Raw genomic sequence first — 15,711 nt, forward strand, 5'->3', positions numbered from 1 at the left:
TGCTCATTTTTGCGAAAGATAGAATGGAATTTGGGCAGCCTTGTGGCTTTCAGCCCGAAATTTTAACGATGGTCGAAATCTGCATTCGACAGGATTTTCCCCGGGTTCATGATGTTGTCCGGGTCGAGTGCTTTTTTGATTGCATCCATATAGCTGACCGCCGCGCCCAGTTCCTTGATCAGATAGGGTCGCTTGCCCTGCCCGATTCCATGCTCACCGGTACACGTGCCCTCCATCGAGATGGCCAGATCGTTCAGCCAACCGACAAACCCATCCGCCCGCGCCACCTCATCGGCGTTGTCCATGTCGATCAACAGCAGAGTGTGAAAATTCCCGTCCCCCACATGCCCCACGATCGGTGCCATCAGGCCCAGTTCCTTGGCCTTGTCCCGGGTCGTGGTGACGCATTCCGCCAGGCGCGAGATCGGAACGCAGACATCGGTGGAAATCCCCCGCGCACCGGGGCGCAATTGCAGACTGGCCCAGTACATATCATGCCGGGCCTGCCACAGCCTGTTGCGCTCTTCCGTTGTTGAGGTGGCGGCGAAATCCGTACCACCGAACTCTTCAGCGATCTGACCAAAGGTTTCGGCCTGCTCAACCGCGCCGGATTCCGATCCGTGGAATTCCAACAGCAGCAAAGGCGTTTCCGGCAGGCTAAGCCCAGAATAGGCGTTGGCTGCCTTGACTGACAGTTCGTCCAGCAGCTCGATCCGGGCCACGGGCACGCCGTATTGGATCGTCATCATCACCGCCTGACAGGCCGCATCAACCGTTGGAAAGGAGCACCGGGCCGAGGTGATCGCCTCGGGGATGCCCTGCAGGCGCAGGGTGAGTTCGGTGATTATGCCCAGCGTGCCCTCGGCCCCAATCAGCAAGCGGGTCAGGTCATACCCGGCCGAGGATTTCCGTGCCCTGCGGCCGGTGCGGATGATCTGACCATCGGGCATGACCGCTTCAAGGCTTAGGATATTGTCCTTCATCGTGCCATAGCGCACCGCGTTGGTGCCCGAGGCCCGCGTTGCCGCCATCCCGCCCAGCGATGCATTGGCACCGGGGTCAATGGGAAAGAACAGGCCCTGATCGCGCAGATGGGTATTCAGGTCTTCTCGCGTCACCCCTGGTTGCACGACGCAATCCAGATCACCTGCATGCACGGCCAGCACCTGATCCATCTGACCCAGGTCGACCGAGATACCACCCGCCGGGGCGTTCACATGCCCTTCCAGCGATGTGCCGGTGCCAAAGGCGATCACCGGCACCTTGTGCTGGGCACAGGTTTTGACAATCTCGGATACTTCCGCGGTCGAACGGGGGAAAACCACCGCGTCCGGAACCTGATTGTTGATCCAGGTCGTCGTGTGGCCATGCTGTTCTCGGACCGACTCGCCAGTTTGCAGGCGATCACCAAACTTCTGCTTTAGAATACTGACAGCCGTTTCAATCCCGGCCTCGTTTCGCGGCAACGCTGCTGCCTGCACCATTTAATTTTCCTTTTATTCGCCCAGCGCGATGCCTTCGCGACGTGGATCCGCGCCACCGGTTAGGACCTCTCCGATCTCGATCGCATGCAGGCCAGACGTCAGATCGCGCGGGTTCACCTCGAACCCCAGCTCGATCAACGGGTCCGAGAACCCTTCGGCTGCGGTGCCTTGTTCCACATCATAGGTGCCAAAGCGATTAACCAGATGCGGCAGTGACAACGCCTGTTGCACATCCATATCCCAATCAGCCCAGGCGATAATCGACTTGGCGACATAGCCAATGATACGGCTTCCACCCGGTGATCCGATGGCCAATACCGGTTTGCCATCTTGCATGACTATCGTCGGGCTCATCGAAGAGCGAGGCCGCTTGCCGGGCTCTAACCGGTTAGCAATCGGAACACCATCGCTGTGGGTTTTGAACGAGAAATCGGTCAGTTCGTTATTCAGCAGGAACCCGTTGGTCATCAACCGTGAGCCGAACCCGTTTTCAATCGTCGTGGTCATCGACAGCACATTGCCATATTGGTCGACAATCGAGATATGCGAGGTCGAGGGCAACTCGAGCGAGACATCATCCGCCCAGTTCGACGCGTGATCGAACTCTGGATTGCCCGGGGTCGCTTCGATCAACGCGCCCTCACCGCCCAGCAGTTGCCCGCGTTCAGACAGATAGGAGGGTTCGACCAGACCCTGCGTGGGCATCGGCACATAGTCGTGATCGGCCATGTAACGGCCGCGATCCGCAAAGGCCAAACGCGACGCATCGCCGATCAACCGCCAAGCATTCGCATCCTCGGGGCCCATCGCGGTCAGATCATACCCGTCTAGCATGCCAAGGATCTGACCGACCGTCAGCGCCCCGGATGAGGGCGGCCCCATGCCGCAAACCTCATAAACACGATAGGCAGCGCAGACCGGTTCGCGTTCAATCACCTGATACAGCGCCAGATCTACGCCGGACAGAACTCCGGGATTTCCGGGCGCTCCGCGCACCGTGCTGACGATGCCGGCGGCGATTTCACCGCCGTAGAACCCGGCCGACCCTTCACTGGCCAAAACACGCAACGTGTTCGCATAGTCCGGGTTCATCAGGCGCTGACCTTGCTGCAAAGGCGTACCACCGGGCAGGAAGTATTCAGCCGTCACAGGAAAACGCGATAACCTCTCAGCATCTGCCTCGACCAAAGTGGCCAATCGCGGAGATACAAGGAACCCTTCATCCGCCAGCGTGATGCCATCCTGAAACAGGCTGGGCCACGGGCTGCGACCCCAACGCCGGTGCGCCTCTTCCAGCAACGCTGGCGTACCGGGCGTACCGACTGACAGCCCCCCCACCACGGCATCGTAGAATTGCAAGGGCTCACCATTCTCATCGTGGAATAGGCGGTGGTTCGCTTCCAGCGGAGCCGTCTCGCGCCCATCCAGCGTGGTCAAATTGTCAGTTGCCGCGTCGTACCAAACCAGAAACGCGCCGCCACCAAGGCCCGAGGATTGAGGCTCGACCAACCCCAGCACAACCTGCACCGCGACCATGGCATCCGCCGCAGACCCTCCGGCCCGCAGAACCTTGGCTCCGGCCTCAACGGCCAACGGGTTCGCCGCAGCAACCATCCAGTTCTGCGAAGTTACGGGCTGACCGGCCAACTTCGCCTCAAGCGAGGCAATCACTTCGTCGGTCAGGCCCTGAACCTGCCCGTCCGAGGCACCCTCGGGTGCTACCGCATCCGCTGTTTCCTGCGCAAAGGACGCCCCGCCAAAGGTCAATGCCGTCACAAACAATCCTGATATCAGATTTCGTCGCATCGTATCCTCCTGAAAAAAATGTTCCTTCGGCGCGGGTGCGTCACAACATGGATGGCACAACCTGATCCGGCGGGCGGTGCCCGTCTTCGAAGGTCTTGATATTGATAATGACTTTCTCGCCCATCTCGATCCGGCCTTCCAGCGTGGCCGATCCCATATGAGGCAGCAGAACAACATTAGGCAATTGCCGCAAACGCGGGTTCACTTGAGTGCCATGTTCGTAGACATCCAACCCCGCGCCTGCGATATCACCCGATCGGATCAGGCGCGTGAGCGCATTCTCGTCAATCACTTCACCCCGAGAGGTGTTGATAACTACCGCCGAGGGCTTCAGCAACTTTAACCGACGCGCGTTCATCAGATGAAAGGTAGACGGGGTCGACGGGCAATGAATTGAAAGAACATCCATCCGAGCGACCATCTGGTCTAGGCTTTCCCAATAGGTGGCTTCCAACTCGTCTTCGACCTCAGGGCGTAGGCGACGGCGATTGTGGTAATGCACCTGCATTCCAAAGACACGGGCACGGCGGGCCACGGCCTGGCCGATCCGACCCATGCCCAGAATGCCAAGGCGACGTCCACCGATCCGTCCACCCAACAGTGCGGTCGGCGCCCAGCCGGTCCAATCCCCCCGTTGCATCACACCGACCCCCTCGGGAAAACGCCGTGTGACCGCAAGGATCAATGCCATGGTCATATCGGCCGTATCGTCTGTCAGCACACCGGGGGTGTTGGAAACAAGAATGCCTCTCTGTCGCGCCGTCGACACATCAATATTGTCGACACCGGCCCCATAATTGGCGATCAAGCGCAGGTTTTCGCCCGCCTGCCCCAGCAAACCGCCATCAATTGTGTCGGTCACCGTTGGAACAAGGACATCTGCACTCTGAACTGCTGCGACCAGCTCTTCGCGCGACATGGGGGTGTCATCCTCGCGCAGCTGGACGTCGAACAACTCGCTCAGTCTGGTTTCCACTGCCTCGGGCAACCGTCGCGTTACAACAACACTCAGACGTTCTCTTGGCACTTTCGCCCTCCCATCGCTTTGCAAACCTTCGCGCGCCATGGCATCGTGGCGCAGGATAAGGCGGGGCACAAGAACCCCAACGCATTGAGACGACCTTTTTTCGGAACCAAATCAACAGGCACAAGAGCAGGCAGTCAGTGAGTGGTTTTCTATCGGTAAAACGCCGCCTTCTGGTGGTTTTGTCCGTATTTCTGTTTGTGCTGGGCACTTTGGCTGCCAGCGCACAGGATGCCCGCGGCCCTGTGACCAACCTGCCATTGCCAAGATATGTTTCGATGAAGGCCGCCGAGGGCAATGTTCGGCGGGGTCCTTCGTTAACACATCGAATCGACTGGGTGTTCAAACGGCGCGGCATGCCGCTGCAAATCACGGCTGAATACGGCAATTGGCGCAAGGTTCAGGACCGTGACGGTGCCGGCGGATGGGTTCACTATGCCCTACTGTCCGGCGTGCGGACCGTATTGATCGAATCCGAAATGCTGCCTGTCTATGCCAGCCCCGACCCAAATGCGCAGATCAGTGCCCAATTCGAATCCGGGGTGGTGGCGCGCCTAGGCAGTTGCAGCCTGGACTGGTGCCAAATCTCGGCTGGCGGTTACCGCGGCTGGGCCCGGAAATCGAGCCTATGGGGAGTCGACCCCTCTGAAATCCGCGAGTAACGGGGGCGACCGCAGCCGCCCCGTCGCCTATTCCGTAGCCTGGGTGGGTCGCGTGCCCATATCCTTGTCCAACAGCAACAGGTTCCACCGATCGCCATTGGCCGCCTTGGTCTTGTCGAGAATCTTGCCAAACAAGTCTTCTTCTTCGTTCTGCTCGGCCAAAAACCAGTTCAGCATGTTTTGCGTGCTGTACTCCTTGACCCCGTGCGCCAGTTCAAACAGCGCATTGATCTGACCTGTGACCTTTTCCTCGTTGGCAAGCGCATATTCCAGCGCCTCGACCGGCGAGTCATAGTCCATCTTGGGTGTGTCGATGCCTTCCAGTTCGATTCTCCCGCCACGCTGTGCCACAAAATCGAAGATACGCATGGCATGTGTTTGTTCTTCAACCGAGTGACCGCGGAACCATTGCGCGAATCCTGGCAGATCCTGCGATTCAAAATATGCGGCCATCGCAAGGTAGGTGTAGGATGCCTGAAGTTCACTGTTGATTTGACGGTTCAGTGCTTCTGCGACATTCGGGTTCAGCTTCATCTTCGTCTCCTGTGACACGGGGTACCGGTTCATTTGCATTGCTACGTATTTTCAAGGAATCCCGCAACCCAGTTTCTTATTTTTATAATTTAATTTCAATATTTTAGATGCCGCTCCCTGCAAATGAAAGGCGTCTGCAAATCCGGCGCGAATTTCCGGGTCAATGTATTTCCCAGCTTCAAAACGCCGCTCAGAACGTGAGTGAAAGACCCTCCGCCCTTCGAACACAGTGGCCGTGCTCAACACTTTCAGACCTTTCCCATAGGCTTTGTGACCAATAAATCCTTTTCCAGATAGGCAAGCCATGACCGGAAATTTCGCCAATTTGGATCGTCGGGAGCGTGGAAAAAAATTTTTGCTCCAAGTCAGTTTTTTTCACTCGAAAGCCCTTGAACCCTCCAACCAACAATCGTAGACAGCGCCTCACCGTTGGGGTGTAGCCAAGTGGTAAGGCAGCGGTTTTTGGTACCGTGTATCGTAGGTTCGAATCCTACCACCCCAGCCATTTTTTCTCTTAATTGCGAATTAACTATAAGCGTGCAAATTTCACTCGGTTCGTGCAAATCGATGTCAATAAGTTTGTCTACTCACACTGTGTCGATGATCAGCTTCAATGAAGTTCCTGATGGGCTTCATACAATGACCACTCTCCCGGCAGACCCTTGAGTGATTGCTTTTCGATGAATGCAAGCTCGAGCTTGGAGCCAACGACCAGATCTTTCACTGTGCCTGAAACCCGTATCTGGCTCGGTAATGCAGAGTCCATAATTCGCGCTGCAATGTGAACTGCCAGCCCGCCAATATCACCGCCACGTCGTTCACATTCTCCAGTGTGGATACCGGCCTTCACTTTTAACTTGGTATTGGCCAAGTCAGAGTTAATTGCGTTAGCACACTGAATTGCACGTGTCGGTCCTGTGAAAGCGGTGATGAACCCATCCCCCGTAGTGTTGATTTCAGAGCCATCGTAAATTCCCAGCTGTCGACGCACGATCTCATCATGTTGGTCTAGCAAGGCACGCCATTGATCATCACCCAAACTGGCGGCCAGTTCTGTGGAACCTACGATATCTGTCATCAATATCGTCAGCAGCACCCGCTCGCTTGGAGTGACGGTTTTTTGGCCCGTCGCAAACTCTTCGATTTCGTTTATTACCCGGTCCTGATCTCCATACCAGACCAGGTGATCAATGCCGGGAACGAACTTCAAAACCGAATTGGGAATAAGGTCGGCCACGAATTGCGCCTCATCTTTTGGATGCCAGACATCATTTTCGCGATTAACTATGAGCGTAGGGGCATCGATCAGTGGTAAGATTTCACGAATGTCGAGCTCCGCGTTCAATCGGGTTATTAACTCCGCAGTTTTTGGACTTGCCGAATTGCGCATGTAGCCGCCCCACCACTCACATGCCTCAGCATCTTTTGCCATACTTGGCGCGGCTTCATCGAGCCCAAATGCACTTCCCCAGTTTTCGCGGAGATAGCTGATCGTATTCTCAGTAGCCTGCTGTGTCGGCGCCCAAGGGTAGTCTGGAGCCCAACTACCTTTAGCTGATGTTCCACTCAAAATGACAGCTCGTGTACGTTCTGGGTAAGTAGCTGCGAATAATGCACTTATGTTGGCGCCTTCTGATACACCAAGTAACACGGCCTGATCCGAACCGATGGCATTGAGCACAGCGGTGATGTCCTCAATGCGTTGCTCCAGCGTTGGAAAACCAACATTGCGCTCAGAAAGACCAGTCCCACGCTTGTCGTAGAAAATCAGTCGGCAAAACCGGCTGAGTTTGGATAGAAAATTCGCATAGTGCGGGCTTTGCCAAGCATATTCGATATTGGTCAGCCAACCTTGGCTATACACAACATCTATAGGTCCATCGCCAATCACCTGGTACGCGATGGCAATGTCGTCTGCGAATGCATACTGAGTTTGCGGTTGTTTCATTGTCCGATTGAATAGGCTCTCCGGGCTCAAACCAACGTCCGAGCTCACCAGCTCAATTCATGCCAGACAAGTCCAATCGGATCAACTTCCTGCTTCGGGCGCCCTGCTTTATCTGACTGATAGTGGACTTTTAGTTCAGTTCGCTGCTTCATACACTTTGGGCTCGTAGTCGACCTTCGCTACCTCTCGCATAATTGGCTGGAGGCAGCCCCAAGCGGACATTCGTAACAAGTATTTTCAGCTCCTGCTTCGGACCATAGGCCGTCAGAGATTGATAGGAGGTGTCGTCACACTGGTTAGCGTCGCCGTTGCAAACAGGATCAGGACAACAGCCAACATCTCCATTGAAATCGACCGCCGGAGAGCAATTTCCGCGCCACGCTTCTCAGCCCTGAGAGCCGGAACAAATCTCAGCTTGTTCAGCGCCGCCAGGCCAAGAAGGGCAGAAACGATAACGACCTTGGCCAAAAGTACCAATCCATAGGCCGTTCCGAACAAGGCGACCACAGAGCCCGAAAGCAGCCATGCGAGTGCTGCGCCAGCAACAATCAGGACGGCAACTCCGTAAGCAGCGACATTGCCAAAATGGTGCAGTAGATCGGCCCCAGTGGGAGTGAGCGCCGCTTTGTGCAGGGGCAGAAGAGCGCCAACCCAAAAGGCGACTGCCAGAAGATGAAGAACCAGTAAGACTGCGAGAGGCGCCCTGGGCTCTCCAAGCGAGTGTCCCACCTGAGCAAAGGAAATCGCTATGGCAAGGCTGCCCGCCAAAGCGACCCACTGCCCTACGCGGGGGAGCAGGATTGCCAATATCGCGAGTTCGCCCACCCCTCGCCAAATCGCAGCGGTGCCAAGCGGGCTGTCCCAGACAATGCCAAGCATCATTGGGTCCGTCGCGCCCTCAAAGCCCATTCCGGATATCCGCGCCGCTCTGATGCCGAAACGTAGAGCCAGAACGGCGAGACCGAGAAGCGCCGCACCGACCGAGAGGTGACGTGCAAGGCGCAAAACGGACGCCTCGGCGCGCGTGGCAAAGAGAACGGTGAACAGGATGCTGCCCATCGCCAGCAGCGCCGCGCCGTAGCCAAGTGCTTTCGCCAAAATGGCCAAGACGACAACACCGTCAATGGGGGCCAGTCCGGTCACTCAGCGACCGTGAAAGAGAAGCTGCCCTGCATCGGGTGACCGTCTGACGCCATACCTCGCCAGTCGAAGCGGTAGCTTCCCGGTGCAAGCTCTTCCAACGGCATGGCCCGGAATTCTGTGGCGGGGTCCATATCTGTCTCGCGTTCAATTTCGACGTCGCCATCTGAGGAGGTCAGCGTAATCGAAATGATGCGCATCGGATCATCGAACCGCATGGAAATCTCCGGCGCGTTCGTGACAGTCGCGCCGTCAGCCGGTGTCGTTGCTTCAGACTTTGAATGCGCAGCCGCAAGCATCGGAGCCATTGCAACGGCCAAACCGAAAAGAGTTTGTTTGATCATCTGAGTTGTTTCCTATTCGGACTGGGCATTCAGTTCGTCATGATACTCACGAAGGTCATCGGGCCAGGTTGATTTGATAAAGGATAGCACCGCAATGATTTCGTCATCGCTGAGCACACCTTCATAGACCGGCATACCAGTTGCGGGCGCAATCTCTATCAGCCCGGCCAGGCCAAATTTGGTCAGGGTGAAAAGCGTTTCATCATCGTGGTGCCACGTATGCCCTGTGGCGTCATGCGGAGGTGCCGGTAGCAAACCATCCTCGCCGCGTATCCGCCAGTTTGGCTGTCCTTCCAGGCGTGCTCCGTGGCAGGCAGCACATTGTTCCGCGTAAATTATTTGGCCAATGGCGACCAGTTCAGCGTCATCCGGTGTCAATAGACCGACCGCTTTGGTGGGCTGGGCCAGAACGAATGCTACGGTGAAACCGGCGAGCGCAAGCCCGCCGGTGACCAATAATGTTGTGCGCCCAGCCATCAGGTGTCGAACGGCTGCGCGGTGCCCGCGCGGTAGTACACCGTTCCGGTTCCAGCCTTTCCCCCAAATGCAATGACATCATAGCGGGCGGACGGATCGTCGCCCATACCAGGGGACCCCACTGGCATGCCGGGAACAGCAAGCCCTGTGATGTCAGGCCGATCCTTCAACACGGCTTCCAGTGCTTCAAACGGCACATGGCCTTCAAAGACATAACCATCGGCTTCAATGGTGTGACAGGATGCGAGGTTCAGCGGGATACCCCGCGCTGACTTCTGTGCCTCGGGGTCTGTCAGTTCCTCAACGGTTACGGCGTAGCCACGTGCGCGAGCCAAGTCGGCCCAGGCGTGACAACATCCGCAACCTGGTGAGCTGAGCACGTGCATTGGGGTGCCTGCACGGACTGGAAGAGCGGTCGCGATGAGGGCAGTTGCAGACAGTGTGGTGAAGTGACGACGTGTGATCATGTCTGTCGGTCCTTTGATGTGAATTTTGAACGGATTGCGGGCGGGCGCCCATTGCCGTTCAGGCTTTCGGAGGACCGGTGGGGACGCCCATTGCGAGGCCCGAAAAATCGGAATCAGCGTGCGTCACACCACCCTCTGAGATCGCGAATGGAGCAATCGGCAAAATCCCCGCCGTGGCGACAAGATCACCAAAACAGGATGCTGAACCCATGCCGCTGGTGGTGTCGCAACAATCCGCAACAGCTTTCTCGGCATTAGCCAATGGATCGTCGTCCGCCATTTGAGCATGATGACCAGAATGATTCGATCCATGGATCAAGCCATGCTTCACGGACGCTGCGGATGCGCCAGAGAATGCAACAACAAGAAGTATCGACAAGATCAAGCGAAACATACCAAATATCTACTGGGGGTATGTAGTTTTGACAAGTTACGAGGATGTGTCGAAGCAAACGATCCTAGTTGCATCCATTGAAGTTGCGCCACATCTCTGGATCCGGCCCGTCTAAAGCGGTTGTACATGAATCACCTGAAATTCCGGTAAAACTGAATTTTGACTGACCTGCTTATTTGTCAGCAACGGAAAGGTCAGCAGGTGGGCGTTTAGCCCAGAGTGATGCCGGTGATGAAGGTGTACGAGCTTTCAACCAGATCGATGACGACATCCAGCTCTTCGGGTGTGGTTGGAGTATAGATCATGACAAAGCCGCTCCACCCAGGACGCTGCTTGGCCCAAGGGTGAGCTACGGCCCAGCCAGCCTCAATTGCCCTTCGAGCCATTTCTGGGTCGAGCGAGGCGTGCAAGCTGCCATCAGGATGCATGTGCGCAAACTCAAACCCACCGACGATAGAGTTCGGTTGGGACAACAACATATCGGGATCAAGCTGAAAGCCAATCGCTCCAGGTAATGATATGCGCGTGGGGCCAAGTGTGACCCCCGGGAATTGCGCAACTCGCTCCAGTAATAGCTGGGCCAAATCGGCATTAATTTCGACACCAATCTGAGTGTGCGGCACGCCGCTTGTCGTTTCGGGACGGGGCGAGATGCGCTCCGGCAAGGAGCGCTCTTGCGCGGACGCCATCGAGCACATCAATGTCACCGCTGTCGCGGCAGCCGCCAGTAGTTTCAGGAACACATTCATTTTTGTCAGCCGGTCAAAAGTTAAGAATGAGCGCTCGGCACCATATCAGTTCCCTTGCACACATCATTCAGCCTTTAACGCTTCGACATTGATCAAGACCGCTATTTCGTCGCTCACCGCAGGTGCAAATGCCCCAAGTCCGAATTCAGACCGCACGATAGTCGCCGTGGCTGCCAGCCCCAAGGTCGGCGTGCCCTCCTTTTCGCCAAAAGGGTATGGCGCTGACTTGTTAAGCGTTGTTTCCAGAACAACAGGTTTGGTGACGCCATTCATGGTCAGGTCGCCAGAAATATTTGCGGAATTGTCCCCGGTCACTTCAATGCTGGTCGAGGCGAAAGTGACCACGTCATCGTCCCTCGCACTGAAAAAGTCATCGGACATGAAGTGTTGCAGACGGGCGTCCCAGCCCGTGATCATGGATTTTACAGGCATAGACACTGTGACAGATGACGCAGACGGATCATCTTCGTTGAAATCTATCTCGCCGCTAAAACCAGAGAACATTCCAAACGTTTCTGAGAACCCGATGTGGTTGTAGCTGAACAATACCTGGCTGTGTCCAGGATCCAGCTCGTAAGTGCCACTCTCGGACAACGCGGTTGTCGCGCCCATCGATAAGAGTACCGCCAGCGGGGTTGCTGCCACTTTGAACATTGATACGCTCCCATTTTGACAAGACGTGTTCGCGGAATTGAGTATTGAGCTTCAGCTTTTAGCCGGCCATACTTTTAGTACAAAATGTTCTGCTGCGCAACAGTACGTTCTATAGGAGGGGCGGTTGAAAGAAGATCCTAGGCTGATCGCCACACGGCAGGCCGCGCTTGATGCGGCGCAAAGGATACTGGTGGATGAGGGCGTGCTGCACGTAACTCATGGCGCAGTTTCAAAGGCAACTGGCATTTCGCGCAGCACACTTTACAGGCACTGGCCAGATGTGCGTTGTCTGCGTGATGCAGCGTTCAGGCGCATCGCAACACCGCCGAACATACCGCCCAAAACCGATGGCCCGATGCGATCTGACCTGCGCTGGTTGCTCGGAGTACTGATGGGAGCCTTGAATGACACACCATGGGGCCAAATCGCACCTCAAGTGGTCGCTGCTGCGTCCACCGACGAAGAGGCGCGGTTAGTGATAACTGAATTCATGAAAGACAGGTTCGCAAGTGTAGAAGCAGTATTTGCAGCCGCAATCGGCCGCGGTGAGATCACCGCCGACGTTCCGGTTGACCAGCTCATAGAACTAGCAGTCGCTGCACCTTATTTTCGCAAGCTCATACGTCACGAGGCCCTGGACGAAGATTGGTTGGATCGACATGTCGATCTGCTTTGCAGTTTTGCGAAAACCAATTCTGGACGGTGAGAACCGCCTGAAATTGCAAACAAAGCGGCCAATAAACATAACAGTTTCCAAGATCGCAGTATGGCTACGTTCGCCGCTTGACATCAGCACGTCGCAGGGTCAATTCGAACCGCTCCCCACAACGTTGACGACTTCACCCTGATTTGTCGCTGCCGCTAATTCACAATGCAACATGAACACCTTTGGGTTCAGTGTCGCCCACGGCAATGTCGACTTTCGGGAACCGGCCAAACATTGCAATGTCCAGTATCCTCCTCGGATGCGCCTTTCGCTGACTTGCACATAAGTGACTAGAAGCAGCCCAAACTGAACCTTCTCACCCAAGCATTGCAATTTAGTAAACTCGCAACGAAGCGGCATTTAGACTATTTCCGCCCAAAAACCGCTTCCAAAACGCGATCCCCCAAGCTGACTTGGTAATGTCAGGTTCAATGTGGGCGTCACGCGTACCAATGCTGCCCGATTAGTCCGTTGCGAAGCAATAAAACAGACCTGCCCCGCCTGAACGTGGCAGATGTTCCTCTCCGCAACCGCGCGAGCCGTGCGATGAGTTCCAGGACACCATGTTTCGGGCATCGTTGAGACCGATACGGTCATGATGCCCGACAATCGCAGATCCATCCTCACTATTCGAAGTCCAGTTGCTGCATGTCGTATCACCTCCTGCCGTCGAGAAGAAACCCGCAGAATCGGAGCCCGTCAAAATGTCATGTTTGTTCGGCTGACTGCCACGCCCATTGACAGGGTTACCATTTTCGTCGAGCGCGGTCTGAAGGTTAATATTCACGCTGTCGCTGTGCAGGTCCTCAACATTGTTGGCGATGAGCTCTCCATCGGCATTATGCCACGGACCCGATCCGATCCGGTCGCGTGCAGAAACGCCATTGGTGATTGTCATCGGGTCGGTGCTGCGATCAATGGACATTGAGGTGCTCAGATAGGCCGCGAAAGTCTTGGAAGAACCGGTCGCGGAGGCAAGCGCATTGCAATGAGCATCGGCGCCTTCGAGGCCACCTAAGTTGGCACCGTCGCCCTTGCCCACACTAGTGATGAAGAACGACATCTCCTCGCCTGCCGATTGCGCCTGTGCGGTCGCCGCGATACAGCAGATTAGGAGTGCAACAACCCCGTGGGCAGTTTTTCGTTTGGTGAACTTCGACATGTGTGTCTCCCTTCGTGCTGTGTGATCACTGATGCTAGCCGTATGTAACAATCGGGTCCATCCGAGTAACAGATGTATGACGCTGTGGTGCCAGCGCCATTCACGACAGCCGGTCGAGCATGACCGACCCTACGGCCCTGTTCATCTTTATCCTAATCCTGTCTTACGTGTTAAGCACGATAGCTCATCTGTTCCTAGGATCTCTTGTAACGATTGACTGAGGCTCGTGACCGAATGACACAAAAATTTGCTCTTTGGTCCATTCCGATTTCCATTGCGGTACTGGCTCTGAAACTGCTGGCCTGGTGGCTGACGGGCTCGGTGGCGTTGTTGTCAGACGCAATGGAATCAACCGTGAACGTCGTTGCGGCGCTGCTGGCGTATTTCGCAGTTCGCGTTGCAAACAAGCCTCCTGACGAAAACCACCCGTTTGGTCACAAAAAAGCTGAGTATCTTTCCGCCGTCGCCGAGGGCGTACTGATTGTGCTGGCAGCTTTCCTGATCATCAGAGAAGCTGTGCTGGCGCTCCCTAACCCGCATCTTGAGGATGCGCCGCTGCTTGGAATTGCCGTCAATGTCATTGCAACAGGTGTGAATGGCGCATGGGCCTACCTATTGCTCAAAATCGGCCGGCGCGAGGGTTCGCCTGCATTGGAGGCAAGCGCCCGGCACATTTTTACGGATGTCATGACTTCAGTTGGTGTCATAGCAGGTCTGATACTTGCACTTGTCACCGGCTGGCTGATCCTCGACCCGATTCTGGCAATTCTTGTTGCACTGAACATCTTGTGGGAGGGATGGAAAGTTATTCGGGCATCCATCGATGGCCTGATGGATGTGAGCCTTTCAGACCATGACTTGCGGGCTATTTCTAACGCAATCGAAGCAAATCTCGGCGCAGCCTTAGAGTACCACGATCTCAAAGGGCGCAGATCCGCGAATGTCATCTTCGTGGAGTTTCATCTTGTTGTGGACGGCACAATGCCAGTCAGCGCGGCGCATGATATATGCAATGACATCGAGGAAGAATTGGATCGTTTGTATCCGGGTTCCGTCTTTGTCATTCACCTCGAACCTGATGACGAGTTGAAGGGTGACGGGGTTAATTCCCACTAAACTGGTCAAATGGCTCAGCAAAAACTCTATTGGTTTGACTGATCTGACTAAGACGTTCGGCTTGAAATTCGTCAGACCTAAGCCCGATGTGGGAAAGCCGAACCAGAAGTAACCTGTCTCCAACGTCACGAAGCGTGACGCTTAGAAATGGAGGCGAAAATGAAAATTCAAAGAAAGCTGGGTCAACTTCTTAGTACAGCAGCGTTGGCTTCGTTGATTGCGGCTACGCCTTATGTGCCAGCGTTTGATGCCGATGGTCGCCTACATTTTGAACCGTCCTATGCCTTTGCCAAGAGCGGCAAGGGGAAAGACGGGGATGGTCGCGACGATGATCGGGATGATGATCGTAACGACGACAGAGATGATGACCGCGACGACAACTCGGGGTCAGGTAATAGCGGCCGTGGTGGTGACCGGGACGATGATCGTGATGACGATAGAGACGATGATCGCGACGACGACAGAGATGATGATCGTGACGACAATTCGGGATCAGGAAAAAGTGGTCGCGACGACGATGACGATGATGATGATGATGATGATGCCTCCAAACGCTCCAACAAAGGCAGCGGAAAGAAGGATCGGTCTCAAACAGGGGGCAAGCCGTCGGGTTCGGCTGGGATAACAAAGATCGAAACAAACGCTAACGGCATTGAAGTGCGTTACGCCGACGGAACCAAGGAGGAGATCGAAAACGGGCGGTATGAAAGAAAGAATGCTCAGAACCGAACTGTTGAGGAGCGCCCCGCGACTGGTGCTGACGTCTCAAGGCTCCGGTCTTTGGCAAATGGCATCTCAATCGGCAACGTGCGCTCTTCAGGGCAAGGCGGCGCTGCTGGAAGTCGGCCCACGAAAATCGAACGCCAGGGCAACAACATCGAAGTGAACTATGCCAATGGTTGGAAAGAGGAGATCGAGTTTGGGCGCTACGAGTTGAAAGACCCGTACAACCGAACTGTTGTTGAAAGAAACGCAACGGCCTCTGATCGCAGGAGGTTGCAGTCGGTTGCCAACTGAACAGCAACTCCAGTCGATAATCCGTTG

General features: G+C 55.5%; 18 protein-coding genes and 1 tRNA gene. 5 read left to right on the top strand and 14 right to left on the bottom strand.

What is annotated here, in order from left to right:
- Positions 1-62 precede the first annotated feature (62 nt).
- Genes ACR0M2_RS05115 through ACR0M2_RS05125 form a run of 3 tightly spaced genes read right to left on the bottom strand, consistent with a single transcriptional unit; the run spans position 63 to position 4,317 of the window.
- Positions 63-1,484, bottom strand: coding sequence for an FAD-binding oxidoreductase (locus ACR0M2_RS05115; protein ID WP_480704183.1), 1,422 nt, complete (start codon positions 1,482-1,484; stop codon positions 63-65).
- A gap of 12 nt (positions 1,485-1,496) precedes the next feature.
- The gene (ggt, locus tag ACR0M2_RS05120) at positions 1,497-3,290 is read right to left on the bottom strand and encodes a gamma-glutamyltransferase (protein ID WP_480704184.1); all 1,794 of its coding nucleotides are present in this window, start codon (positions 3,288-3,290) and stop codon (positions 1,497-1,499) included.
- A 40-nt stretch (positions 3,291-3,330) separates the two neighbouring features.
- The gene (locus ACR0M2_RS05125) at positions 3,331-4,317 is read right to left on the bottom strand and encodes a 2-hydroxyacid dehydrogenase (RefSeq protein ID WP_170349330.1); all 987 of its coding nucleotides are present in this window, start codon (positions 4,315-4,317) and stop codon (positions 3,331-3,333) included.
- A 170-nt stretch (positions 4,318-4,487) separates the two neighbouring features.
- Here ACR0M2_RS05125 and ACR0M2_RS05130 point away from each other — a divergent pair, with 170 nt between their 5' ends.
- Positions 4,488-4,976, top strand: a complete 489-nt coding sequence (locus tag ACR0M2_RS05130; RefSeq protein WP_425081164.1) for an SH3 domain-containing protein — start codon at positions 4,488-4,490, stop codon at positions 4,974-4,976.
- A 27-nt stretch (positions 4,977-5,003) separates the two neighbouring features.
- Here ACR0M2_RS05130 and ACR0M2_RS05135 read toward each other — a convergent pair whose 3' ends face one another.
- Positions 5,004-5,510, bottom strand: a complete 507-nt coding sequence (locus tag ACR0M2_RS05135; RefSeq protein WP_170504517.1) for a ferritin — start codon at positions 5,508-5,510, stop codon at positions 5,004-5,006.
- A 51-nt stretch (positions 5,511-5,561) separates the two neighbouring features.
- Positions 5,562-5,834, bottom strand: a complete 273-nt coding sequence (locus ACR0M2_RS05140; protein ID WP_480704185.1) for a hypothetical protein — start codon at positions 5,832-5,834, stop codon at positions 5,562-5,564.
- 106 nt (positions 5,835-5,940) lie between these two features.
- Here ACR0M2_RS05140 and ACR0M2_RS05145 point away from each other — a divergent pair.
- Positions 5,941-6,015 (top strand) — tRNA-Gln (locus ACR0M2_RS05145).
- A 105-nt stretch (positions 6,016-6,120) separates the two neighbouring features.
- Here the strand turns inward: ACR0M2_RS05145 and ACR0M2_RS05150 are convergent.
- The 8 genes from ACR0M2_RS05150 to ACR0M2_RS05185 form a co-directional block, all read right to left on the bottom strand.
- Positions 6,121-7,458 (bottom strand): adenylate/guanylate cyclase domain-containing protein, encoded by a 1,338-nt coding sequence (locus tag ACR0M2_RS05150; protein WP_480704186.1) that lies wholly within the window; start codon positions 7,456-7,458, stop codon positions 6,121-6,123.
- A 264-nt stretch (positions 7,459-7,722) separates the two neighbouring features.
- Positions 7,723-8,601: a CopD family protein gene (locus ACR0M2_RS05155; RefSeq protein WP_480704187.1), complete on the bottom strand. Its 879-nt coding sequence runs from the start codon at positions 8,599-8,601 to the stop codon at positions 7,723-7,725.
- Positions 8,598-8,942 (bottom strand): copper resistance CopC family protein, encoded by a 345-nt coding sequence (locus ACR0M2_RS05160; RefSeq protein WP_480704188.1) that lies wholly within the window; start codon positions 8,940-8,942, stop codon positions 8,598-8,600. The genes ACR0M2_RS05155 and ACR0M2_RS05160 overlap by 4 nt, the downstream gene beginning before the upstream one ends.
- Before the next feature lie 12 nt (positions 8,943-8,954).
- Positions 8,955-9,419 (bottom strand): c-type cytochrome, encoded by a 465-nt coding sequence (locus tag ACR0M2_RS05165; protein WP_480704189.1) that lies wholly within the window; start codon positions 9,417-9,419, stop codon positions 8,955-8,957.
- On the bottom strand, positions 9,419-9,886 hold the full coding sequence (locus tag ACR0M2_RS05170) for a DUF411 domain-containing protein (RefSeq protein WP_480704190.1): 468 nt from the start codon (positions 9,884-9,886) through the stop codon (positions 9,419-9,421). Before ACR0M2_RS05170 ends, ACR0M2_RS05165 begins: the two co-directional genes overlap by 1 nt.
- Positions 9,887-9,944: 58 nt before the next feature.
- On the bottom strand, positions 9,945-10,280 hold the full coding sequence (locus tag ACR0M2_RS05175) for a hypothetical protein (RefSeq protein WP_480704191.1): 336 nt from the start codon (positions 10,278-10,280) through the stop codon (positions 9,945-9,947).
- Between the two features lie 209 nt (positions 10,281-10,489).
- Positions 10,490-11,029: a luciferase domain-containing protein gene (locus tag ACR0M2_RS05180; RefSeq protein WP_480704192.1), complete on the bottom strand. Its 540-nt coding sequence runs from the start codon at positions 11,027-11,029 to the stop codon at positions 10,490-10,492.
- 63 nt (positions 11,030-11,092) lie between these two features.
- The gene (locus tag ACR0M2_RS05185) at positions 11,093-11,683 is read right to left on the bottom strand and encodes a YceI family protein (RefSeq protein WP_480704193.1); all 591 of its coding nucleotides are present in this window, start codon (positions 11,681-11,683) and stop codon (positions 11,093-11,095) included.
- Between the two features lie 124 nt (positions 11,684-11,807).
- Between ACR0M2_RS05185 and ACR0M2_RS05190 the strand changes: the two genes are divergently transcribed.
- Positions 11,808-12,389, top strand: a complete 582-nt coding sequence (locus ACR0M2_RS05190) for a TetR-like C-terminal domain-containing protein (protein WP_480704194.1) — start codon at positions 11,808-11,810, stop codon at positions 12,387-12,389.
- A 463-nt stretch (positions 12,390-12,852) separates the two neighbouring features.
- Here ACR0M2_RS05190 and ACR0M2_RS05195 read toward each other — a convergent pair whose 3' ends face one another.
- Positions 12,853-13,551: a hypothetical protein gene (locus ACR0M2_RS05195; protein WP_480704195.1), complete on the bottom strand. Its 699-nt coding sequence runs from the start codon at positions 13,549-13,551 to the stop codon at positions 12,853-12,855.
- 234 nt (positions 13,552-13,785) lie between these two features.
- Between ACR0M2_RS05195 and ACR0M2_RS05200 the strand changes: the two genes are divergently transcribed.
- Both ACR0M2_RS05200 and ACR0M2_RS05205 read left to right on the top strand, forming a co-directional pair.
- On the top strand, positions 13,786-14,667 hold the full coding sequence (locus tag ACR0M2_RS05200) for a cation diffusion facilitator family transporter (protein ID WP_170351308.1): 882 nt from the start codon (positions 13,786-13,788) through the stop codon (positions 14,665-14,667).
- A 159-nt stretch (positions 14,668-14,826) separates the two neighbouring features.
- A complete protein-coding gene (locus ACR0M2_RS05205; protein WP_480704196.1) occupies positions 14,827-15,684 on the top strand; it encodes a hypothetical protein in 858 nt (285 codons plus the stop codon).
- Positions 15,685-15,711: the final 27 nt, after the last annotated feature.

It is taken from the genome of Ruegeria sp. BE10 (assembly GCF_056538905.1).